This window comes from Bradyrhizobium genosp. P (assembly GCF_049949265.1).
GTDB lineage: Bacteria > Pseudomonadota > Alphaproteobacteria > Rhizobiales > Xanthobacteraceae > Bradyrhizobium.
In genome coordinates this window covers 9,777,626-9,800,261 of sequence record NZ_CP188195.1, presented here as the reverse complement: position 1 = coordinate 9,800,261, position 22,636 = coordinate 9,777,626, and the positions used below count along the sequence as shown (strand labels likewise).

The window sequence follows — 22,636 nt, the reverse complement described above, 5'->3', positions numbered from 1 at the left end:
AGCGGCCCTCGAAGGGCGACGGCCCGGCTGGTGGCCGTGCATCCTTCGAGGCTCGCTTCGCGAGCGCCTCCAGCGACAAAGGCCAAGCCTTTGCGCGGGGATGACGGATCGGAGAGCCGTCCTCGCGATGGCCGCACTATCTACGACCGATAATCGCCGTTGATCGCGATATATTCCTTGGTGAGGTCGCAGGTCAGCACGCGGTCGCGGCCCTTGCCGAGGCCGAGGGCGACCTTGATCTGGATCTTCGGTGCCTTCATCGCCTCCGACACTTCCTTTTCGTCGTAGGAAGGATCGCGCGCGCCGCTCTTGGCGACGCGGATGCCGTTGAACGAGATCGACAGCTTATCGCGGTTGGCGGGCTCGCCGGCCTTGCCGACCGCCATCACCACGCGGCCCCAATTGGCGTCCTCGCCGGCGATCGCGGTCTTTACCAACGGCGAATTGGCGATCGACATTGCGATCTTGCGCGCCGACGGCTTCGTTGTGGCGCCCTCGACGATGATCTCCACCAGCTTGCGCGCGCCTTCGCCGTCACGCGCCACCTGTTCGGACAGATCGGCGAGCACGCCGTTGAACGCCTTGACGAACGCCTTCAGCCGCGGATCGCTGGCGCGGGTGATCTTCGGTGCGCCAGCTGCGGCGGCAGCGCCGGTCGCAAATGCCAGCAGCGTGTCCGAGGTCGATGTGTCGCCGTCGATGGTGACGGCGTTGAAAGTGTCCTCGACGCCGGCCTTGAGCAGCGATTGCAGCACGGCGGATGACAGCGGCGCATCGGTGAAGACGAATGACAGCATGGTCGCCATGTCGGGCATGATCATGCCGGCACCCTTGGCCATGCCGTTGATCGTCACCTTGGCCTTGCCGAGCTTCACGGTCGCGGTGGCGACCTTCGGGAAGGTGTCGGTGGTCATGATCGCCTTCGCCGCGTCCATCCAGTGGCCGGGCGTCGCGGTCTCCGTGAGCGTCGCCAGCACGCCGTCGAACTTGGTGGCATCAAGCGGCTCGCCGATCACGCCGGTCGAGGCGAGGAAGATCTCGCCGGCCGGGCAGCCAACCGCCTTCGCCGCGATCTGCGCGGTCAGCGCCGTCGATGCCTTGCCGGTCTTGCCGGTGAAGGCGTTGGCGTTGCCGGAATTGACTACCACGGCGCGTGCCTGGCCGCCCTTCAGCTTGGCGCGGCACCATTCGACCGGCGCGGAAGGGCATTTCGACTTGGTGAAGACGCCGGCCACCGTGGTGCCCTTGTCCAGCAGCGCCAGCAGCACGTCGGTGCGGCCCTTGTAGCGGATGCCGGCGGCAGCGGTCGCAAGCCTCACGCCCGCGATCGCGGGCATCTCGGGAACGTCTGAAGGGGCGAGGGGGGAGACGGCGGTGGACATGGCAAGCTTCCGGCTGGGAGGAGGGAAGCGCTGCTTATCATCTCGCTCGTCGAAGCGGGAGAGGGGCGAGGCCGGCGAGTGCCAATGTCATCAATCGTTCAAAAATGCAAATGGCCGGGACATGCCCGGCCATCGCAAGAGATAATATGCTTCGCGACGCTTACTTCTTCGCCGGTGCCATCATCTTGTTGTCGGCCGGCTTCGGCGCATCCTTCGCAGGATCCTTGGCGGCATCCGCCGGCGCCGGGGCGTCCGATTTGGCGGGCGCGGCGGGGGGCGTCGCGTCCGCGCGTTCGATCTTGGCGGCCTCGCGCAGCTTGGCGACATAATCGGCCTGCGCCTTGCGGGTGACATAGGTCTCGATCTGGCCCTTCACCTGGTCGAAGTCGGGCGCCTTGCGATTGCGCTTTTCCTCGACCTTGATGATGTGCCAGCCGAACTGCGACTTCACCGGGTCGGAGATCTTGCCCGGCTCGAGCGCGAAGGCGACCGCGGAGAATTCCGGCACCATCTGCTCCTTGGTGAAGAAGCCGAGGTCGCCTCCGTCGGAGGCGCCTGGATCCTTCGACTTTTTCTTGGCGAGTTCGGCGAAATCGGCGCCCTTGTCGAGCTCGGCCTTGATCGCCTTGGCTTCGTCCTCGGTTTCGACCAGGATATGACGGGCGCGCACCTCCTGCTCGCCGGTGATCTGCTTGGCGGCGTCCTCATAGACCTTCTTCATGGCGTCGTCGGTGGTCGCGGCCTTGCCCTGCTGGGCGAGCAGGCTGTCCATCAAAAGGCGGCTGCGGGTGAAGGCGAGGCGCTTCTTGAAGTCGTCGGAGTTCTCGACTTTCTTGTCCTCGGCGGCCTTGGACACGATCTTCATGTCGATCAGGAAAGACAGCACGTTGTCCTTCTTGGCCGCGGGATCCATCTGCGCGAGGCTCGGGCCCAGTTCTTCCTCGGCGAGCGCTACGTCGCTGGCGCGAATTTCGGAACCGTTCACCTTTGCGAGCACCGGGTCGGAATCCGCGGCCCGAGCCGGCAGGCCTGCGACCAGAAGTGCGGCAAGGCTGCCCGCCATGGCCAGGGTGGCCAGGCCGAGGCGCAGGCCGGTTTTGGTTTCCGGGAGCGACGTGGTCATGCAAAATCCTTGTCTCAAAGGGGGTAAGTGCGAGCGCGGCGGACACTCGCCCAATCGCACCGCCTTGGCAACGCGAAAAGTCTGTCAAAATGATGAATTCCTTGACATCTTGGCGAAGTTGACAACCCCCCGACCCGGCCATATCTCTGGCCCATCGTGTCAACGGCGATGGCGCTTATTTTGCTGCGTTTTTGGCGTTGAACTTTGGATAGCCTGTTTCCCACTCAATTGGCGGATGAGCCCCTCGGTCGGGGCTCGAACCGCAGCGCGTCACGGTGAGTTGATGGGTGATCCGGTGGACTACGTCAGGCTGTAACGCAAGACCGAAGAACAGGAATTTCGCAATGATCGGCGCGCTCGCCCGCAAGTTTTTCGGCTCCTCCAATGACCGCCGGGTCAAGGGGTATCAATCCCGCGTCAACGCCATCAACGAGCTCGAGCCCGAGATCGTCAAACTGTCCGACGAGGCGCTGAAGGCCCGCACCGGCGAATTCAGGCAGCAGATCGCAGATGGCAAGACGCTCGACGACCTGCTGGTTCCGGCCTTTGCGACGGTGCGCGAGGCGGCCAAGCGGACGCTCGGCCAACGCCATTTCGACGTTCAGCTGATCGGCGGCATGGTGCTGCATGAGGGCGACATCGCCGAGATGAAGACCGGCGAAGGCAAGACGCTGGTCGCAACGCTTGCGGTCTACCTCAACGCGCTCGCCGGCAAGGGCGTCCACGTCGTCACCGTCAACGATTACCTCGCCCGCCGCGACTCCGCCTGGATGGGCCAGATCTATTCGTTCCTCGGGCTGACCACCGGCGTGATCGTGCACGGCCTCGACGATGCCGAGCGCAAGGCGGCTTATGCCTGCGACATCACCTACGGCACCAACAACGAATACGGCTTCGACTATCTGCGCGACAACATGAAGTACCGCCTGGAGGACATGGTTCAGCGCGCGCACTTCTACGCCATCGTCGACGAAGTGGACTCCATTCTCATCGATGAAGCACGCACGCCGCTGATCATCTCCGGTCCGCTCGACGACCGCTCGGACTTCTACAACACCATCGACACGTTCTTTCCGAAGCTTGACAAGACCGACTACGACGTCGACGAGAAGCAGCGCGGAGTGACGCTGACCGAAGGCGGCATGGAGAAGCTCGAGAACCTGCTGCGCGACGCCGGCCAGCTCAAGGGCGATTCGCTGTACGACGTCGAGAACGTCTCCGTCGTGCACCACGTCAACCAGGCACTGCGCGCGCACACGCTGTTCAACCGCGACAAGGACTACATCGTCCGCGACGACGAGGTCGTGATCATCGACGAATTCACCGGCCGCATGATGCAGGGCCGCCGCTATTCCGAGGGCCTGCACCAGGCGCTGGAAGCCAAGGAGCACGTCCAGGTCCAGCCGGAGAACCAGACGCTCGCCTCGATCACCTTCCAGAACTATTTCCGCATGTACGAGAAGCTGGCCGGCATGACCGGCACGGCGCTGACCGAAGCCGACGAACTGTTCGACATCTACAAGCTCGAGGTCGTGGAGATTCCGACCAATCTGCCGGTGGCGCGTCTCGACGAGGACGACGAGGTCTACCGCACCCAGGGCGAGAAATACGCGGCGATCCTCGCCGAGATCGAACGTGCCAACAAGCGGTTGCAACCGGTGCTGGTCGGCACGGCATCGATCGAGAAATCGGAAGTGCTGGCCGAATATCTCAAGAAGCACGGCTACAAGCAGATCGACTTCGGCGCCGAAGCCGGCATGGACAAGCTCTATGCGGCGGCGCGCGCCGGCAAGCCGGCAAAGCTGTTCGCGGTGCTGAACGCGCGCTTCCACGAGCAGGAAGCCTATATCGTCGCCGAAGCCGGCGTGCCCGGTGCGATCACGATCGCGACCAACATGGCCGGCCGCGGTACCGACATCAAGCTCGGCGGCTCGCTCGAGATGCGGATCCAGCAGGAGACCGGCGGCATCACCGACGAGGCCGAGAAGGCCAAGAAGATCGAGCAGATCAAGGCCGACATCGAGCGCTTCCGCGAAATCGTGCTGAAAGCGGAAGAGGATGTCGAGATCGAGGCTGCCAAGGGCTCGAAGCCGGCGAAGACCGTGAAGAAGCCGGGTGGCCTCTACATCATGGGCTCCGAGCGCCACGAATCACGTCGCATCGACAACCAGCTGCGCGGCCGCTCCGGCCGTCAGGGCGACCCCGGCCGTTCGAAGTTCTTCCTGTCGCTGGAAGACGACCTGATGCGCATCTTCGGCTCCGACCGCCTCGACAGCATGCTGCAGCGGCTCGGCCTGCAGGAGGGTGAGGCGATCATCCATCCCTGGATCAACAAGGCGCTGGAGAAGGCGCAGCAGAAGGTCGAGGCGCGCAACTTCGACATCCGCAAAAACCTGCTCAAGTTCGACAACGTCCAGAACGACCAGCGCAAGGTGATCTTCGATCAGCGCATCGACCTGATGAAGGACGACAGCGTCGCCGAGACCGTCACCGACATGCGTCACGCCTTCGTCGAGGACGTTGTCGCCAAGCACATTCCCGAGCACGCCTATGCCGAGCAGTGGGACACCGCGGGCCTGAAGGAAGAGCTGAGGCGCGTGCTCGACGTCGATCTGCCGATCGAGGACTGGGCCAAGGAAGAGGGCATCGCGGACGAGGAACTGCTGTCGCGGATCGAAAAGCATGTCGACGAGCACATGGCGGCCAAGGTCGCGCAATGGGGCCCCGACGTGATGCGCTACGTCGAGAAGACCATCCTGCTGCAGACGATGGATCATCTGTGGCGCGAGCACCTCGTGATGCTCGACCATCTGCGTCAGGTGATCGGCCTGCGCGGCTACGGCCAGCGCGATCCGCTGCAGGAATACAAGACGGAAGCCTTCAATCTCTTCCAGGAAATGAGCGCGCATCTGCGCGAGGCGGTCACCGCGCAGCTGATGCGGGTCGAGATCGTCCCGCCGGAAGAGCAGCAGCCGGTGCTGCCGCCGATGGAAGTGCACAAGCTCGATCCGAACACCGGCGAGGACGAGATGGCGTTCGCGCAGGCGAATTACACGCAGGCCTCGCTGGTGCCGAAAACCGCGGCCTCCGACCGCGATCCGAACAACCCCGCCACCTGGGGCAAGATCGGTCGCAACGAGGATTGCCCCTGCGGCTCAGGCAAGCGGTACAAGCACTGCCATGGGAAGCTGAGTTAGAAGCGACGTCTTCGGAGACGTCTTCCCAAGTAGAGGTCTTTCCTAACGGGTGCTGTTTGCGATGGCCCTGGCGAGGGCCCGACCAATGCAGGCATAACCGTCCGCGGTATTGTGCAATCCGTCCCAGGAAACCAGCGAACCCGGCGAAACGCCGGCATCGATCGAGTTGCGCATCAGCGCGAAGCGGGAGAACAGCCCGACACGTTCCTGCTTCGCGGCGTCTGCAATGATCGTCTCCATGGTGGAATGGTGGTCCGAATGCAGCACCATCGGTGCATATTGCAGGTCCATCAGGATGACGTCGGCTGAACCGGCCTTTAACGCCTTGACGCCTTCAACCAATTTGCTTTTGAGCCCGTCGTCGGGGGTGCCGCCCCAGGCGATGTCGTTGGTGCCCAATTGCCATATGACGAGATCCGGGGTGTAGGCGAAAACGTCGCGCTCGAAACGAGCGATGTTGCCCGGAATGGTGTCCCCGACCCGGCCGCTGTTGACGACGCCAATCCGGACGTTTGGTCTAAGTCTCAGGAGTTCCTGGCGCATCACCTCGGGATACGTCTCCGTCGAGCGGAGCACCCAGAGTCCGACCGTCGAGGACGAGCCGATTGCGACGATCTTGAGCGGTTCGCCGGCCTTCAGACGCTTCGCCGTACGCGGCAATTGGACTCCCAGCGAAAGACCCGAATTTACCGCAAGGCACTTCTCGACAGGGGAGCCCGCATCCGGCGACTGGGAAAACGCGGTTCCAGACAGGCCGCCACCGATCGCTGCGCCGATGCAGGCTATTCTGGCCACCCGGAAGAAGTTATCAATGAGCCTGCGACGAGGACAATCCAGCCCCCGGTTGCTGACTTGTCCTGTTGCCTGTTGGCGCTGGTCGGTATTAGACATTCGGCTCGTCGGGCGTGAGCCCGTTGCGGGAGCATGATCAATTCAGGGTAGAATGATGGCAAATGCCACCGTCGCGAAGCGGCTGGTGTTTCATGTTGGCGGCTACGATCCAATCACGCCACATGTCGCGGCGCAACGACGCTTTGCGCGTGAAATACAAAGGTTCGGATCGACCTGGTCAGTCAAGGCTTCCGTTGGCGAACTCGAAGACAATGACGACGAGACCAAATGGAGCGTGACGACGCGTGGCGTAAATTGGCAGGTCGAAACCGACTACCATCTTGTTCGTTGGGATGACGAAATCGAAAATTTCAGTCGTCGAACCATTTGGCAGCGAATTCCCCTTGGCGTCATCGCTTGTCTCGATTTCATCGCGGCCGGCGCTCTGCGGGGCTACTTGCGCACCAATTGGCACTATGCGGGCTTCTTTCTGTATCCCTTCGTGACGTTCGGCATCCTGGTGGCCGCCGCTTTGCTGGCCGGCGTTTGGGCCGTTCATATCGGCGGATCGCTTCTGATCGGCTCTGTTGCGGGCTTGCTGATGCTCGTGTTGCTGTTCGCCGGCCCGTGGCGTTGGCTGCACATCGGCATGTTGTTCGACGACTGGATTTTTGCTCGCGATTATGTTCGGAGCGGCAGTCCGACCATCGAACGGCGATTGGACAGATTTGCCACAGAGATCGTCGCGGCGGCCCGCGGTTCTGACGCGGATGAAATACTCGTCGTGGGCCACAGCCTTGGTGCCGTGATTGCGGTCGATCTGCTTGAGCGAGCCCTGAGACTGGATCCCGCGCTCGGCGTCGATGGGATTCCCGTCACGCTTCTCACGGTCGGATCGTCTCTGCTCAAGATCGGGTTACATCGTGGAGCAACACGCTTTCGCGCGGCAGTCGAGCGGGTCAGCCGGGCGCCCGGCATCTTCTGGGGCGAGTATCAGGCGCGGGTCGACATCATGAATTTTTATAATACCAATCCGATGGCCGAAATGTCATTGCCGACTGAATACAGCCCAGTCATCAGGCTGGTTGAATTCAGCCGGACTCTCGAGCGGGCCGTATATCGACGCATCCGCCTTCGATTCTACCGGATGCACTGCCAATTCGTCAGTGGAAACGACAAGCGAGCGTTGTACGATTACTTCATGCTGGTCTGTGGACCTGTTTCGGCTAAATCCCAGACCCTCGCCGAGGATGGCGCCCTTTCGATGATCGGCGAAGATGGCGCGCTTGTTGGCAAGCCTGTCGGCAACGACGTGCTGGCGAAACTGGCGCCGGGCTCACGATGACGCCTGGTATTGCCAAGTTCGTGTTTGTGATGATGGCGGTCGGTTGGTATCTGATCCGCTACGAATTCGCGCGGCGTGCCCGCCGTGAAAGGGTCTTGCGGAGTGCCCGAGGCCCTCGCGAAAACACCCTGCTGCTGATATCGCTCACGGGCCTTGGCATTCTGCCGTTGATCTACGTTGTGACGGCCTTACCGCATTTCGCATCGTACGCCTTTCGGCCGGCTCAAGCCTGGCTGGGCGTCTTCCTGGCGGTTGCGGCGTTGGTCATGTTCCGACTAACCCATCGAGCCCTTGGTCGGAACTGGTCGGTAAGCCTCGATGTGCGCGAAAATCATCATCTGATCACAGACGGCATTTATCGAAAAATTCGACACCCGATGTATTCCGCATTCTGGCTTTGGGCTGTCGCCCAGGCATTGCTGTTGCCGAATTGGGTGGCCGGTTTGTCCGGCCTGATCGGGTTTGGGACGTTGTTTTTCGGCCGGGTTGCCAGAGAAGAACGGATGATGCTGGACGCATTTGGCGACGAGTATCGCGACTATATGGCGCGGACCGGTCGCATTATACCAAGGCTGTTCTGAACCGGATGTGCGATATCGGTCTCACATCCGACGCTATGTCTGGACGCAAACCAACATAAAGCAATCGCTCCGTGTCGTTTTTGCCACATCCGGCAAAGAAATGGCCGCGCGGGTGCAACCTCGTTACAGCGTTAATTGCGTCGTAGCCGTTAGGAGGTTAGTTGTTGGCACACACGCTACTAATCTCGGAGATTACGATGCTGAAAATTCTCGTCGTTGGTGCCGCCACATTCGGTTTTATGGCCGCTGCTACTGCAGCCGACCTTCCTCATCCGCAGCCGGTTGCTGTTGAAGCTCCGATTGGCAAGATGCCGATCGGCAAGTATCCGGTCGGCAAGGCTCCGATCGGCAAGTACCCGGTTGGAAAAGCTCCGATCGTAACCAAGGGTTAATTCGAGGCCCACCCGGACAGCGCGCTCCTTCAGCTTTTGCTGAAGGCGCTGCTCGGGGTTCGTTCTGCCGTCTTGCCTCTGTGAGGGTTTGAAGGTGTCAAAAACGAAACGGAAACGGGGCGGTCTGCAATTGCTTGCCGGAATTGGTGCCCTTGCCGCGTCAGTGGCTTTGGGAGCCGGCAGCAGTAATGCGCAGCAACTGGCCTCGCAAACGGACCAGGCCCCGCTGCGGCAGGACAAGCCGCATAAGCCGTCGTCAAGGACGGTTGTCGCGGCGGCCGTTGCTGGACCAAGCGCTTCTTCCACCGCAGACGTGAGACCGATTCGAAGGTCCACGGCCAAAGGGCCGTATTACGTGGACTTTCGTGCCCGCACGGCAGCTTCTTATGGCCATGCGTTTGTCTGGTTCGGCAAGACCAGCGAGAGGAAGGTCGACGTTGCAGGACTGCACCCCGCGGGCGACGTCCTGCCCTACGTGCTCGGACATCTCACGTGGGTGCCCTCCGAGACCGGAGCGAGCTATGGTGACCTGGATGAGCAATACTTGACGGCCAGCTATCGCGTGTACTTGAGCGAGCCCGACGCGAAGCGGGTCTTCGCGTATATCAGGCACCTTCAGGCGACATCGCCGCTTTGGAATGCGGAAACGACCAATTGCACGGCTTTTATTGGTCGTATCGCCAGCTTCATGGGTTTGAAGGCTCCATTCCCTTTGATGAAGCCTGAGGAATACGTGAACCAGCTGAAGGAACTGAACGGCGGGCGCCAAACGGCGCAACTGGATCCCGAACGTTAGTTCTCCCGCCAACGACTTTACTTACGGCGCGAATGAAAGAACGCCGCGGCCGCCCTAAGGCGGCCGCGTTACGTTTGCCGTAACACTCCTGAATAACCTGCCAGGAAACCTGCCGAGACAGGTCGAACTTGTCCCTGATCGATTCGCAATTGGATTCGTTGCCGTCGTCGGCACCTCCTTTGCCACGTGGCTCCGATTGCCGTCACTTCCGACAGGGCGGAGCCTTTGGCCCGGCGGCCTCTCCAGTGAGCCGCCGGCGACCATCGGCATCCTCGGGATGTTCGCATCTCAGCCGGCGTGGGCCTTGTCGAGATCGGCGATGACGATCTTGCGCATCTTCATCATGGCCTGCATGGCGCGATCGGCCTTTGGGCGGTCGGGGTCGCTCAGATAGCGGCCAAGTGCCGTCGGCACGACCTGCCAGGACAGCCCGAACTTGTCCTTCAGCCATCCGCAATTTCCTTCCTGGCCGCCGTCGGCGGTGAGCCTGGTCCAGAAGTAATCCACCTCCTCCTGGGTCTCGACGCTGATGAAGAAGGATACCGACTCATTGAACTTGAATTTCGGGCCACCATTGAGGGCGTTGAACCGCTGGCCCTCGAGCTCGAATGTCGCCATGAAGTCGTTGACGGTCTCCACCTTGGCATTGGGAAATACCGATTTGTAGAAGGCGACGGCCTCGCGGACGTTGTTGTCGAGCCAGAGGAACGGCGTGATCGAAGTCATGAATGGATGTCCTCGCTGATGGGGCGGAATGAATCAGAGCCTTCGCGCTTCGTCGCGAAGGCCGCACCGCGGGCGGACTGAAGACGGGCAGTTGACGATATCGCTTGCCGTCATGGGTTCCGCTGGCGCGGGTGCGCCCAGAGGACGGACCGGATGGCGGGAACCCGACATTGGCACCGGGTTCTTTTTCGATGTTCCGGTGCGGTGGTGATTCGCCGTCAGTTCGCGCTGCCGATCAGGCTTTCCAGCAGGCGCTTGAGCTCGTTGGTCGACTTGTCGCCATAGCTCTCGACGATGTGCTCTTCCTGACTCACGGCGAGCGAGTTCAGCCGTCTGGAGAGCGCCTTGCCGCGATCGGAGACGAACATCAGCACCTTGCGGCGATCCTTGGGATCCTGGACGCGATAGACCAGCGCGTCCGACACCATGCGGTCGATCATCTTGGTGAGGGTCGGATGGTTGAGCAGCACCGCATCGGCGAGCTCGCCCATCGAATGCCCGTTGCCGTCGGACAGCACTTTCAGGATGCGCCACTGTTCGACCGGCACGCCTTCCTTGCTCAGGCGCGTCTCCAACTGCCGGTTGATCTCCCGGTTCGCTTGCGCGAGCAGGTAGGCGAGATGTTCGGTGATGGGGGAATTTTCTTTCGGCGGTTTAGCCACGGCTGCGACCTGGGTCCTGACCCGGTTGAGTGAATGTCCGGCAACTCATGCCGTTTCTATATGCACTTCAATTGTTGAATATTCAATATTTTCACATAGAATATTCCCCCAACCAAGGGCGGATGCCGCGGCCGCCCCGCTGGCTGCGTTGCGTATTGCTCCCAGACAGGAGTTGGCGTGCTATCGACGGTTAATTTCCAGGCACACGGCGGCTTGCCCGTCGCGCCGCCGCTGCTGTTCAAAAATCCGTCGTCCTGCGCGGCCGATCTCGCATTGACCTTCAAGCCCGGCTCGTCGCGCCGCCGCGCGACCAGCAGCAAGCTTCGGGTCGGCAATTTCATTACCTTCTCGGGCTCGCCCGGGATCTGGGGTCCGAGCTCCACCAACAGCGTCCTGCTCGCGGTCGCCGAGATCAATAAGCGCGGCGGCATCCTCGGCCGCGAGATCGAGCTGTCGATGTACGACGCCGGCGGCCCGATGGACGACGTGGTCGAGCGTGCCGAACAAGCCATCGCCCTCGACGAAATCGACCTGGTCATGGGCTCACATATCAGCGCGGTCCGCGTCGCGCTGCGCAAGGTCACAAGCGGCCGCGTGCCCTACATCTACACGCCGGTCTACGAGGGTGGCGAGCGCACACCCGGCGTGATGGCGATCGGCGAGACGCCGCGCGCGGAAAGCCGGCCGGCGATCCACTGGCTGGCCGACGTCAAGAAGGCTTCGCGCTGGTATTTGATCGGCAGCGACTATGTCTGGCCCTGGCAGTCGCATCGCGCGGTGAAGCGCTACATTGCCGAGGCCGGCGGCCAGGTCGTCGGCGAGGAATTCGTCCCGCTCGGCGAGGACGATCACGAGGCGCATCTGGCGCGGATTCGCGCGGCCAAGCCCGACGTCGTGCTGATCACGCTGATCGGGACGGACAGCATCACCTTCAATCGCGCCTTCGCCGCTTCCGGGCTGGCCGCCACCACGCTGCGCTTCGCAGGCGCCATGGACGAGACGGTGCTGCTTGGCATCGGCTCTGATAGCACCGAGAACCTGTTCTGTTCCTCCGGCTATTTCAGTTGCGTGGCCTCGCGTGCCAATGAAGACTTCCGGAACCGCTATCGTGCCATGTTCGGACCGCACGCGCCGCCGGTCGGTTCGGTCGGGCAGTCCAACTACGAAGGGCTGCGCTTTCTGGAGGCGGTGGCCAATCGCGCTAATTCGCTGTCGATGGGGCCGCTGCTCGCGGCGGCCCGCAACGTCGTCTATTCGGGCGCCCGCGGCGCCGTTACGATTCGCAACGGCCGGGCCGAAATGCCAATCTATCTCGCCGAGGCCGACGGCCTCGACTTCAAGGTGATCAAGACGAACTAGAGCGTTTTCGAGCGAAGATGCCGCGGTCATCAGCCGAACGTGCTGGTGCCAGACAGGAGATGGTGTGCTCTCGACGGTAGACGTCCCGGTCCGCGGCGGTCCTGCATTCCCGCCGTCCATGCTGCTGAGAAACCTGTCGTCGCCGGCCGGCTGGCCGATGGCGCCGGATGATCGTGCCTCGTTGTGGCGGCGCGGCGCCAGCAGCCGGCTGCGGGTCGGGGCCTTCATCTGCTGCACGGGCTCGCCAGGGGTCTGGGGCCCCTGCGCGACCAGCGCGGCGCAGCTTGCGGTCGCCGGGATCAACAGGCGCGGCGGCATCCTCGGACGCGAGATCGAGCTGTCGGTCTATGACGCCGGCGGGCCGCTCGACGAAGTGCTGGATCAAGCCAAGCAGGCGATCGCGTTCGACGAAGTCGATCTCATCATGGGCATGCACACCAGCGCGGTCCGCGTCGCGCTGCGCAAGCTGACCCGCGACCGCGTTCCTTACATTTACGCGTCGGTCTACGAGGGCGGCGAGCGCACGCCGGGCGTGGTGGCGATCGGCGAGACGCCGCGCTGGCAGATCCGGCCCTCGATCCACTGGCTGGCCGAGGTCAAGCGGGCCGCGCGCTGGTACCTGATCGGCAGCGATTATGTGTGGCCATGGCAGTCGCACCGAGCGGTGAAGCGCTACATCAGGGAGACCGGCGGCCAGGTGGTCGGTGAGGAGTTCGTGCCGGTCGGCGAGGACAATCACGAGGCGCATCTGGCGCGCATCCGTGCGGCAAAGCCCGATGTGGTGCTGATCTCGCTGATCGGGAACGACTGCATCACCTTCAACCGCGCCTTCGCCGATTCCGGTCTCGCCGCGACCACGCTGCGCTTTGCCGGCTGTGTCGACGAAACCGTGCTGCTCGGCGTCGGCGCCGACAAGACCGAGAATTTGTTCTGTGCCTCCGGCTATTTCCCCAGCGTCGGCTCGCACGCCGGCGACGATTTCAGGGATCGCTATCGCGCGATGTTCGGTCCATTCGCGCCGCCGGTCGGATCGTGCGGCGAGTCCGCGTATGAAGGATTCTGCCTGCTCGAAGCGGCCGCCAACCGCGCCGGCACGCTGGACATGCGGCCGCTGCTCGCGGCAGCGGACAACCTTGTCTATCGCGGCGCGCGCGGAGCGGTCACCGTTCGCGGCGGCCATGCCAGGATGCCGATGTATCTCGCCGAGGCTGACGGCCTCGACTTCAGGGTGATCAAGGCGATCTGACCGGCGGTGCGGCCATCTTTCGGATGCGATATTCGAAATAATGCTTGAAAAGGAAAATATTTCCGTTTTGAATAGTGTCACGAGGCCGGCGGTTCGCGAGCGTCAAGCGGACCGCGGCTTCGTGCCCAAGGATCGTCCCAAAAATCGTCTCGAGAATCATCAGGGAACGCCAGGGCTAACCGGGATCAAACTTCAGGAGAGCGCCGTGACAGTCGTCCTTCCCACGCCAATGCAACTTCGTGCCGTCGCCGATCAATGCGGCCTGTCGCTGACCGATGAGGACGTGGCCTCGTTCCGCGGCCTGATGCAGGGCTCGATCGAAGCCTACAATCTCGTCGGCTCGCTGCCGGACGAAGTCCCCGAGGTGAAATATCCGCGCACGCCGGGCTACCGGCCCTCGCCGGAGGAGAATCCGCGCAACGCCTGGTACCGCAAGTCGACGGTGAAGGGCGCGGCAAGCGGCAAGCTGAAGGGCAAGACGGTGGCGCTGAAGGACAACATCATGCTGGCCGGCGTGCCCATGATGAACGGCTCGGCGACGCTGGAGGGCTATGTGCCCGATTTCGACGCCACCATCGTCACGCGCATGCTCGACGCCGGCGCCGAGATTGCCGGCAAGGTGCACTGCGAATCCTTCTGCATGTCCGGCGGCAGCCACACCAACGCCGTTGGCGCGGTGCACAATCCGCACAAGATGGGCTATTCGGCCGGCGGCTCGTCATCGGGCTCCGGCGTCGTCGTCGCGCTCGGCGAGGTCGACATGGCGATCGGCGGCGACCAGGGCGGCTCGATCCGCATGCCGTCCTCGTTCTGCGGAACCTACGGCATGAAGCCGACCTGGGGCCTCGTGCCCTATACCGGCATCATGCCGATCGAGATCTTCGTCGACCACACCGGCCCGATGACCGCGACGGTGGAAGACAATGCGCTGCTGCTCGAGGTGCTCGCGGGCGACGACGGTTACGATCCGCGCATCAAGGCGCCGATCGTCGAGCAGTACACCAAGGCGCTCGGCGCCGGCGTCAAGGGCATGAAGATCGGTATCCTCAAGGAAGGTTTTGAACAGGCAGGCGCAGAAGCCGCGGTGAACGAGAGCGTGCGCGAGGCGGCGAAGCGCTTCAAGGACCTCGGCGCGTCGGTCGAGACCGTCTCGATCCCGATGCATATGATGGGCCCCGCGATCTGGACGCCGATCGGCACCGAAGGCATGACCCAGACCATGATGTATGGCGACGGTTACGGCCTCAGCCGCTCCGACCTCTATTCGACGTCGCTGATGGATTTCCATCGCGGCTGGCGACGCCAGGCGGATTCCCTGTCGGAAACCACCAAGCTGTTCCTGCTGCTCGGCACCTACATCAACAACAATTTCGGCCCGCGCTATTACGGCAAGGCGCTCAACATCAGCAGGCGCCTGACCGCGGCCTACGACAAGGCCTTTGGGGATTACGACCTGTTGCTGCTGCCGACCACGCCGATGAAGGCAACGAAGTTGCCCGAGCCTAATGCCAGCCGCGAAGACTATATCGCCCGCGCGCTCGAGATGATCACCAACACCGCGCCGTTCGACATCACCCATCACCCGGCGATGTCGTTGCCTTGCGGCATGGTCGACGGGCTGCCCGTCGGCCTGATGCTGGTCGGCCGGATGTTCGAGGAGCAGGCCATCTACCGCGCGGCGCATGCCTTCGAACAGGCCGGCGACTGGAAGAAGATGTGAGGCGCTCCTTGTTGCAGACGCAAGCGGGACGGATCGGACACCATGGCTAGCACCTTCGCCGCGGCGTTCGAGATCGTGAGCTTCGGCGCGATCATCGTTCTGGTCGTGCTCGGGCTCGGCATCATCGCCAGCATGATGGGCATCTTCAACTTCGCGCAGGGCGAGTTCGTCCTGCTCGGGGCCTATGTCACTTATCTCGCGTACAGCCATGGTGTGCCAATCTGGGCCGGCATGGTCGCCGCGCCCTTCGTGGTCGGCGCGCTCGGATTCGTGCTGGAGGCGCTGATCATCCGGCGCTTCTACGCCGCGCCGATCGTGGCAATGCTCGGCACCTATGCGCTCGGCCTGATCATCCGCGAGAGCGTGCGCACGTTGATCGGCGGGTTCTATCTCACGGTGCCGGAGCCGATCGGCGGCTCGATCGATATCGGCTCGATCCATATCTCGGCCTGGCGCTTCACCATCATCGTGATCACGCTGCTGGTGATGGCCGCCTGCTATCTCTTGCTGTCGCGCACCAGTTTTGGGTTGCGCGTGCGTGCCACGCTGGAGAATCCGGCGTTGGCGCGGGCGTCGGGAATTTCGACGCCGCTGATCTACGGCACGACCTTCGCGTTCGGCGCGGCGCTGGCGGGGCTCGCCGGCGCGCTGATCGTGCCGGTGTTCAGCCTGTTCGCCGATCTCGGCATCCGCTTCCTGATCCAGGGTTTTGTCGCCGTCATGGTCGGCGGGGTCGGATCCTTCATCGGGCCGGTCGCCGGCGCCGGCGTGATCGGCACGCTCAGCGCGGCGCTGCCATGGGTGATGTCACCGGTCGTTGCCGACGTCCTCGTCTTCGTACTCGCCATCGCCTTCATCAAATTCCGGCCGCAGGGCCTCATTGCTGGAAAAGGGGTTTAGTCAGATGTCCATGGATCTCAATCTCACACGCCGCCGCTTCATGAGCAATTTCGCCTTCACGACCGGTGCGCTCGCGACCGGCGTCGGAAGCTGGGTGATCCGGCCCGACTGGGCCAATGCCGCCGAAGCCCCGATCAAGGTCGGCATCGCGACCGACCTGACCGGTCCGATCGCCTATGCCGGCAACGCCGACGCCAACGTCGCCAAGATGGTGATCAAGCAGATCAACGACGGCGGCGGCCTGCTCGGCCGGCCGCTCGAACTCTATATCGAGGACACTGCGTCGAACGAATCGGTCGCCGTCGGCAACGTCCGCAAGCTGATCCAGCGCGACAAGGTCGACATGGTGCTGGGGGGTATCACCTCGTCGATGCGCAATGCGATCAAGGACCCGATCGTGGCGCGCGGCAAGACGCTCTACATCTATCCGCAGCTCTACGAGGGCAAGGAGTGCACGCCCTATCTGTTCTGTACCGGGCCGACCCCGGCGCAGCAATGCGACGAGTTCATCCCCTGGCTGATCAAGAACGGCGGCAAGAAGTTCGCGCTGCCGAGCGCCAATTATGTCTGGCCGCATACGCTCAATGTCTATGCCCGCAAGGTGATCGAAGACAACGGCGGCGAGGTCGTGTTCGAGGAATACTACCCGCTCGACCAGGTCGACTTCTCGTCCACTGTGAACCGGATCATCTCCAACAAGGTCGACGTCGTCTTCAACACCGTGATCCCGCCGGGCGTCGGCCCGTTCTTCAAGCAGCTCTATGAAGCCGGTTTCCTCAAGAACGGTGGACGGCTCGCCTGCGTCTACTATGACGAGAACACGCTTGCCATCAATCAGGCCAACGAGATCGAGGGGCTGGCGAGCTGCCTCGACTATTTCAAGGTGCTGACCAAGGACGATCCGGTCAGCGCCAAGATCCAGGCGGCCTATGACAAGGATTTCCCGGGCACCTTCCTGTTCGCGGCCGGCAGCGCCGCCACCGGAACCTATCGCGGCCTCAAGCTGTGGGAGGCGGCGGTCAAGGAGGCCGGCAAGGTCGACCGCGATTCGGTTGCGGCCGCGCTCGATCACGCCAAGATCGCCGAGGGTCCGGGCGGGCCGGCCGAGATGGTGCCGGGCAAGCGCCATTGCAAGATGAACATGTATACTGCCGTCGCCAAGGGCGGGACCTACGAGGTCGTGGCACGCAGCAACGGCCTCGTCGATCCCAAGGAATGCTGAGCGACGATGGGTGCAGCAAAGCAGGCCGTCGCTGAGCTCAGCGAAGGACCGGATGTCGTGACGGGTGAAAGTGCACCGGCCGAAAGCCGGCCGGCGGGACGTATGACGGCAGGAGGAAAGGTCCTGCCGATCGTGGAGGGACTGGTGCTGTTGATCGCGCTGGTCCTGCCGCTGGTTCTGCAGGATTACCTGACGGTGTTCGCCACCCGCGTGATCATCCTCGCGCTGTTCGCATTGTCGTTCGACCTGGTGTGGGGCTATGCCGGCATCATGAGCTTCGGCCAGGCGCTGTTTTTCGGCTCGGCCGGTTACGGCGTGGCGCTGCTGGCGCGCGATCTCAACGTCACCTCGATCTTCCTGATCCTGCCCGCGGGAACACTGATCGGGCTGACCGCAGCGCTCCTGCTCGGCGGCTTCCTGCTGCTAGGACGGCATCCCTCCAGCGTGATCTTCGTCTCGCTCGGCACCCTGACCGGCTCCTACGCGGCCGACCGGCTGGCGCGCGGCTGGTACTATCTCGGCGGCCAGAACGGCATCCCGTCGATCCCGTCACTGTCGCTCGGCTCGACCGACATCGACGAAGGACCGGTGTTTTACTACATGGCGCTCGGCATCCTCGTCGTCGTCTATCTGCTCTGTCGCTTCCTGGTGCGTTCGCAATTCGGCCTGGCGCTCGCAGGTCTCCGCGAGAACGAGCAGCGCATCGCCTTCTTTGGTTACAAAGCCCAGCATCTGAAGGCGATCGTGTTCGCCGTCGGCGGCGCCATCGCCGGGCTTGCCGGCAGCCTCTATGCCTTCCACGAGGGCTTCGTCTGGCCCAATATGCTGGGTGTCGTGTTCTCGACCCAGGTCGTGCTTTACGTTTTGTTCGGCGGCTCCGGCACGCTGATCGGCGCCGTCATCGGCACCGTCATCATCGAGGGCGTCAGCTTCTGGCTGTCGGACAATTACCGCGACATCTGGCCGATCATTCTCGGCGTGCTGCTGCTGCTCGTGATCATGTTCCGCCCGCTCGGGTTGATCTCCTTCCTGCTCGACGAGCGCGAGCGGGTCGGCCGGTTCGGCAAGGGGCCTAACAAGACTCCGAACAAGGCACCAAAGGAGACGCGCAATGCCGCTCCTTGAGGCGTCAGGCATCAGCAAGATATTCGGCAAGCTCACCGCGCTTGACGGGGCGGCGCTCACCGTCGGCGAGAACGAGTTTCACGGCCTGATCGGCCCGAACGGCTCTGGCAAGAGCACGCTGATGAAATGCGTCGCCGGCGCCGAGGTGCCGACATCAGGCAAGGTCTCTTTCGTCAACACCGATATCACCGCGTTCACGCCGACCGAGCGCGCCCGCGCCGGCATGAGCCTCAAGTTCCAGATCACGTCCGTGCTGCCGACGCTGACCTTGTACGACAACATCCTGCTGGCGCTGCAGGGGCAGTCCTCGCTGCTTGATCTCGTGTTCTCGCGCACCCGCCGCGCGCTGCACGACCAGGTGATGACGATGCTGACCCAGTTCCGGCTCGCCGATCGCGCCCATGAGGCCGCCGCCAATCTGTCGCACGGCCAGCAGCAATGGCTGGAGATCGCGATGGCGCTGGCCGGCAAGCCGCGGCTGCTGCTGCTGGACGAGCCGACCGGAGGCATGAGCCTCGAGGAGCGCCGCGTCACCGGCGAATTGCTGCAGCCGATCAAGCAGCATTGCTCGCTCGTCATCGTCGAACACGATCTGGATTTCATCCGCGACATCTGCGACCGCCTCACCGTGCTCGACCAGGGCAGGGTGCTGGCGTCGGGCACCGTTGCGGAGATCCAGGCCAACAAGAGCGTCCAGGAGATTTATCTGCGCCGTGCCTGACCAGTCATTCCTCGATATCAGGCATCTCGATGCCGGCTATGGCCGCAGCCAGGTGCTGTTCGACGTCAACATCGGCATTCCCTGGCGCGGCGGCGTTGCCGTGCTGGGCCGCAATGGCGCCGGCAAGACCACGCTGATGAAGACCATCGTCGGCGAGCTCGCGAGCTCGAAGGGCGAGTTGTTCTTCGACGGCCGCGACATCACGCGCCGCCGCACCGAGGAGCGCGTGCGCTCGGGCATCGGCTACGTGCCGCAGGAGCATTCGGTGTTCGCCCGCCTCTCGGTGCGCGACAATCTCGCGGTCGGCTCGCTGTCCAATCCGGATGCGGCGCGCGCGGTCGATCGGGTGCTGACCATCTTCCCGAAGCTCGGCCAGCGCCTCGACCAGCCGGCCGGCACGCTGTCCGGCGGCGAGCGCAAGATGCTGGCGGTCGGCCGCGCCATGCTCGGCAATCCAAAGCTCCTGTTGCTGGACGAGCCGACCGAGGGCGTCTGGATCGGCGTCATCGAGGAAATCACCGAGCGATTGATCGAACTCGCCAGGGAGATCGCGGTCGTCATCGTCGAGCAGCATCTCGACCTCGCGCTGCGCGTCGCCGATTACGCCTATGTGCTGGACCGTGGCCGCGTCGCGCTGCAGGGTGCCGCGGGCGAGGTGCGAAGCGATCCGGAGTTGCTGCGGTATCTCGCGCCGTGAGGCGAAGCGGACAAGCCAGATGGCTATCGTCTAGGCTGATACCGCATCGCCACCGCGCCCGAGCCGAACTCCAGCCGGCTCACGAGCTTCAAGTCGACACGCTTCGATAGCCCTGCGAACAAGGTCGGCCCGTGGCCCGCCAGCCTGGGCTGCACCACGAACTCGTACTCATCAATCAATCCCAGCTCCGCCAGCGCCAGCGGGACCTTCACGCCTCCCACGAGCAGTCCCTTACCCGACTCCCGCTTCAGCTGCTGGACGGCCTTCTCCAGATGATCCCCGCGCACGAGCTCCGCGTTCCAATCGACCCGGTCCAGGGTGCTCGACACGACGTACTTCTTTGCCGCGTCGATCGTCCGAGCGAAGGGTTCCATCCAATCGGCCATCCCGTCAGGCCTCACTCCCGTCCGCGCCGGCGGACGCCACGCGGCCTCCATCATTTCGTAGGTGACCCGACCAAAGAGGAGGGCATCGGCCTGCGCGAGGTTCTCGGCCGCGTGACGATGCAAGTCTTCGTCCGCGCACATTGCACGATGATCGCAGCACCCGTCCAATGTGACGTTGATGGAATACCGAAGGGGTCGCATTGTGTAACCACCAGTGATCGAGGCCGGATCGGGAGCTTTCCGGTGCGGCCGGTTATTTACCATCCATTCGCTCGGCAAGATGCGCACGCGAGGGTCCCGGCTCAAACCGGTCAGCAAAATACTGCGTTTCGTGGGCCACCAGCCCGTCGCGGAATTCCATGATGCTCACGGTGTAGGACGGGATGCCGTCATAAGTCAGCACGAATTCCGTGACCCAGAGATCGCCGCTGCCGATCATCCGCCGGACCGTGAAGTGCTTCTTGTTCGGCTGGACGGTCCGGCTCTCCTGAATGTGGCGCCGGCCCCGGATCCGCTCGCCCGATTGCGGATAGTCGAGCACGGCGTCCTCATGATAGATTTGATGTTCGACCTCGAAGTCGCTGGCATCCGAAGCCGCCCAATGGCGCTGCAGCGCTGCCCGCACGGTTCGATCATCCATCTCAATCTCCCATCTACGCGCCCGGCCGACGGAGACCGGCTTCAAGTTGAACGTGGGCGCTCTTGCCAATCGCGCGCCAGTCACGATGTGGCGACTGCAGCTTGCCTCGGGGATGTGCCCGCCGGATGAAGACTTGAAGACGTCGGTCGCCGGGAACCCGAGTAGTCCACTCGGTGCTTGATCCATATAGGGTACCCCCCTATATTAGGTTCATGTCGCACACCATCAAGCACAAATCGAAGCTCGTCGGCCGCGTCAGGCGCATCAAGGGGCAGATCGAGGCGGTCGAGCGTGCGCTCGAAACCGAGCTCGGCTGCGCCGATGTGCTGATGCTGGTCGCATCGGTGCGCGGGGCCGTGAACGGGCTGACCGCCGAGCTGCTCGAGGACCATATTCGTCATCACGTCGTCGATCCCGCGCACGAGAAGGATCCCGAGAGGGCCCAGGGTGCTGCGGACCTGATCGACGTCGTCCGCACCTATCTCAAGTGAAGCGATGACCGGGCTTGCACAATTGCTGCAGCAGGGCTCAGCCCATGCGTGGCTGTTCGTGCCGAGCGCAATTCTGCTCGGCGCGCTGCATGGCATGGAGCCGGGCCATTCCAAGACCATGATGGCGGCCTTCATCATCGCGGTGCGCGGCACCGTGCTGCAGGCAGCGCTGCTCGGTCTCTCGGCCGCGATCTCGCATACCGCCATTGTGTGGGCGGTGGCGCTCGGCGGATTGTATTTCGGCCGGCAATGGAGCGGCGAAGCGAGCGAGGCCTGGTTCCAGATCGCATCGAGCGTGGTGATCGTCGGCATCGCCGTCTGGATGGCCTGGCGCACCTGGCGCGAACAAAACGCCGAAGACCATCACCACCATCATCATGATGACGAGGCAAAGCGGATCGAAACTGGCGGCGCCGTGCTGATACTGAAGATTTTCGAGGACGGCGTGCCGCCGCGCTGGCGCCTTCGTGCCGAGCATGGCGCGCTGCCACCGCCGGAAGAGATGGTTCTGGAAACGCAGCGGCCCGATGGGGCGCGGCAGTCGTTTGCATTCGCCGGCAAGGACGGCTTCCTCGAAAGCATCGAGGAGATTCCCGAGCCGCACGCGTTCCAGGTGGCGTTATCGCTGCGCGGACGCGGCAAGGTGTTCGAGGACGCCTTTGAAGAGCATGACCATTCGCACATGAACCTCGGCGAGGAGGACGACGCTCACGCGCGCGCTCATGCCGCCGATATCCGCAAGCGCTTTGCGGGGCGGACGGTCACGACATGGCAGATCGTGCTGTTCGGCCTCTCCGGCGGCCTGATCCCTTGCCCGGCAGCGATCACCGTGCTGCTGCTCTGCATCCAGCTCAAGCAGTTCAGCCTCGGCTTCACGCTGGTGGTGTGCTTCGGAATTGGGCTGGCGATCACGATGGTCTCAGCCGGCGTGCTGGCAGCGCTGAGCTTGCGTCATATCGAACGGCACTGGACCGGCTTCAGCGGCTTCGCCCGCCGGGCGCCCTACGCTTCCGCGGCGCTCATCGTGCTCGTCGGAGTCTACACGGGATGGCTAGGCTTGAGTGCGATCTAGCGTGGCATGCGACTAGATCGAA

The 22,636-nt window shown here is 63.2% G+C and carries 22 protein-coding genes; 15 read left to right on the top strand and 7 right to left on the bottom strand.

All coding sequences use genetic code 11. The features are described 5' to 3' along the window. Positions 1-140 precede the first annotated feature (140 nt). Together argJ and ACP2YO_RS47105 are read right to left on the bottom strand one after the other, a co-directional pair. Positions 141-1,382 carry a bifunctional glutamate N-acetyltransferase/amino-acid acetyltransferase ArgJ gene (argJ, locus tag ACP2YO_RS47110; RefSeq protein WP_426437939.1) on the bottom strand — a complete coding sequence of 414 codons (1,242 nt, stop codon included), beginning with the start codon at positions 1,380-1,382 and terminating at the stop codon, positions 141-143. A 160-nt stretch (positions 1,383-1,542) separates the two neighbouring features. Beyond that, positions 1,543-2,505: a peptidylprolyl isomerase gene (locus ACP2YO_RS47105; protein ID WP_426437938.1), complete on the bottom strand. Its 963-nt coding sequence runs from the start codon at positions 2,503-2,505 to the stop codon at positions 1,543-1,545. Positions 2,506-2,849: 344 nt separating this feature from the next. Here ACP2YO_RS47105 and secA point away from each other — a divergent pair, with 344 nt between their 5' ends. Beyond that, on the top strand, positions 2,850-5,702 hold the full coding sequence (secA, locus tag ACP2YO_RS47100; protein WP_426437937.1) for a preprotein translocase subunit SecA: 2,853 nt from the start codon (positions 2,850-2,852) through the stop codon (positions 5,700-5,702). A gap of 42 nt (positions 5,703-5,744) precedes the next feature. On the opposite strand, the gene ACP2YO_RS47095 is transcribed toward secA, so the two are convergent. Beyond that, the gene (locus ACP2YO_RS47095) at positions 5,745-6,593 is read right to left on the bottom strand and encodes an SGNH/GDSL hydrolase family protein (protein WP_426437936.1); all 849 of its coding nucleotides are present in this window, start codon (positions 6,591-6,593) and stop codon (positions 5,745-5,747) included. 55 nt (positions 6,594-6,648) lie between these two features. On the opposite strand from ACP2YO_RS47095, the gene ACP2YO_RS47090 reads away from it, so the two are divergent. From ACP2YO_RS47090 to ACP2YO_RS47075, 4 genes are all read left to right on the top strand, one after another. Continuing rightward, on the top strand, positions 6,649-7,878 hold the full coding sequence (locus ACP2YO_RS47090; RefSeq protein WP_426437935.1) for a hypothetical protein: 1,230 nt from the start codon (positions 6,649-6,651) through the stop codon (positions 7,876-7,878). Then, a complete protein-coding gene (locus ACP2YO_RS47085; protein ID WP_426437934.1) occupies positions 7,875-8,459 on the top strand; it encodes a protein-S-isoprenylcysteine O-methyltransferase in 585 nt (194 codons plus the stop codon). Before ACP2YO_RS47090 ends, ACP2YO_RS47085 begins: the two co-directional genes overlap by 4 nt. Before the next feature lie 197 nt (positions 8,460-8,656). Then, positions 8,657-8,851, top strand: a complete 195-nt coding sequence (locus tag ACP2YO_RS47080; RefSeq protein WP_426437933.1) for a hypothetical protein — start codon at positions 8,657-8,659, stop codon at positions 8,849-8,851. 94 nt (positions 8,852-8,945) lie between these two features. After that, entirely contained in the window at positions 8,946-9,647 is a 702-nt protein-coding gene (locus ACP2YO_RS47075; RefSeq protein WP_426437932.1) for a hypothetical protein, read from the top strand. A 288-nt stretch (positions 9,648-9,935) separates the two neighbouring features. On the opposite strand, the gene ACP2YO_RS47070 is transcribed toward ACP2YO_RS47075, so the two are convergent. Next, complete coding sequence (locus tag ACP2YO_RS47070) at positions 9,936-10,373, bottom strand: VOC family protein (RefSeq protein WP_426437931.1); 438 nt, start codon at positions 10,371-10,373, stop codon at positions 9,936-9,938. 218 nt (positions 10,374-10,591) lie between these two features. Continuing rightward, positions 10,592-11,035 carry a MarR family winged helix-turn-helix transcriptional regulator gene (locus tag ACP2YO_RS47065; protein WP_426437930.1) on the bottom strand — a complete coding sequence of 148 codons (444 nt, stop codon included), beginning with the start codon at positions 11,033-11,035 and terminating at the stop codon, positions 10,592-10,594. 177 nt (positions 11,036-11,212) lie between these two features. Here ACP2YO_RS47065 and ACP2YO_RS47060 point away from each other — a divergent pair, with 177 nt between their 5' ends. The 8 genes from ACP2YO_RS47060 to ACP2YO_RS47025 all read left to right on the top strand — a co-directional run bounded on the left by ACP2YO_RS47060 (position 11,213) and on the right by ACP2YO_RS47025 (position 20,025). Continuing rightward, positions 11,213-12,394, top strand: coding sequence for a substrate-binding domain-containing protein (locus tag ACP2YO_RS47060; RefSeq protein ID WP_426437929.1), 1,182 nt, complete (start codon positions 11,213-11,215; stop codon positions 12,392-12,394). 64 nt (positions 12,395-12,458) lie between these two features. Next, positions 12,459-13,640, top strand: a complete 1,182-nt coding sequence (locus tag ACP2YO_RS47055; protein WP_426437928.1) for a substrate-binding domain-containing protein — start codon at positions 12,459-12,461, stop codon at positions 13,638-13,640. A 205-nt stretch (positions 13,641-13,845) separates the two neighbouring features. Further along, complete coding sequence (locus tag ACP2YO_RS47050) at positions 13,846-15,360, top strand: amidase (RefSeq protein ID WP_426437927.1); 1,515 nt, start codon at positions 13,846-13,848, stop codon at positions 15,358-15,360. Positions 15,361-15,402: 42 nt separating this feature from the next. Beyond that, positions 15,403-16,260: a branched-chain amino acid ABC transporter permease gene (locus ACP2YO_RS47045; RefSeq protein ID WP_426437926.1), complete on the top strand. Its 858-nt coding sequence runs from the start codon at positions 15,403-15,405 to the stop codon at positions 16,258-16,260. Positions 16,261-16,264: 4 nt separating this feature from the next. Continuing rightward, a complete protein-coding gene (locus tag ACP2YO_RS47040) occupies positions 16,265-17,482 on the top strand; it encodes a substrate-binding protein (protein WP_426437925.1) in 1,218 nt (405 codons plus the stop codon). Positions 17,483-17,488: 6 nt separating this feature from the next. Then, on the top strand, positions 17,489-18,607 hold the full coding sequence (locus ACP2YO_RS47035) for a branched-chain amino acid ABC transporter permease (RefSeq protein WP_426437924.1): 1,119 nt from the start codon (positions 17,489-17,491) through the stop codon (positions 18,605-18,607). Continuing rightward, positions 18,594-19,328, top strand: a complete 735-nt coding sequence (locus tag ACP2YO_RS47030) for an ABC transporter ATP-binding protein (RefSeq protein WP_426437923.1) — start codon at positions 18,594-18,596, stop codon at positions 19,326-19,328. Before ACP2YO_RS47035 ends, ACP2YO_RS47030 begins: the two co-directional genes overlap by 14 nt. Beyond that, positions 19,321-20,025 carry an ABC transporter ATP-binding protein gene (locus ACP2YO_RS47025; RefSeq protein WP_426437922.1) on the top strand — a complete coding sequence of 235 codons (705 nt, stop codon included), beginning with the start codon at positions 19,321-19,323 and terminating at the stop codon, positions 20,023-20,025. The genes ACP2YO_RS47030 and ACP2YO_RS47025 overlap by 8 nt, the downstream gene beginning before the upstream one ends. Before the next feature lie 23 nt (positions 20,026-20,048). On the opposite strand, the gene ACP2YO_RS47020 is transcribed toward ACP2YO_RS47025, so the two are convergent. Both ACP2YO_RS47020 and ACP2YO_RS47015 read right to left on the bottom strand, forming a co-directional pair. Next, complete coding sequence (locus ACP2YO_RS47020) at positions 20,049-20,612, bottom strand: dihydrofolate reductase family protein (RefSeq protein WP_426443491.1); 564 nt, start codon at positions 20,610-20,612, stop codon at positions 20,049-20,051. 52 nt (positions 20,613-20,664) lie between these two features. Beyond that, the gene (locus ACP2YO_RS47015; protein WP_426437921.1) at positions 20,665-21,051 is read right to left on the bottom strand and encodes a nuclear transport factor 2 family protein; all 387 of its coding nucleotides are present in this window, start codon (positions 21,049-21,051) and stop codon (positions 20,665-20,667) included. A gap of 212 nt (positions 21,052-21,263) precedes the next feature. Between ACP2YO_RS47015 and ACP2YO_RS47010 the strand changes: the two genes are divergently transcribed. Next, positions 21,264-21,542: a metal/formaldehyde-sensitive transcriptional repressor gene (locus ACP2YO_RS47010; RefSeq protein ID WP_426437920.1), complete on the top strand. Its 279-nt coding sequence runs from the start codon at positions 21,264-21,266 to the stop codon at positions 21,540-21,542. 4 nt (positions 21,543-21,546) lie between these two features. Then, complete coding sequence (locus tag ACP2YO_RS47005) at positions 21,547-22,614, top strand: nickel/cobalt efflux transporter (protein WP_426437919.1); 1,068 nt, start codon at positions 21,547-21,549, stop codon at positions 22,612-22,614. Positions 22,615-22,636 lie beyond the last annotated feature (22 nt).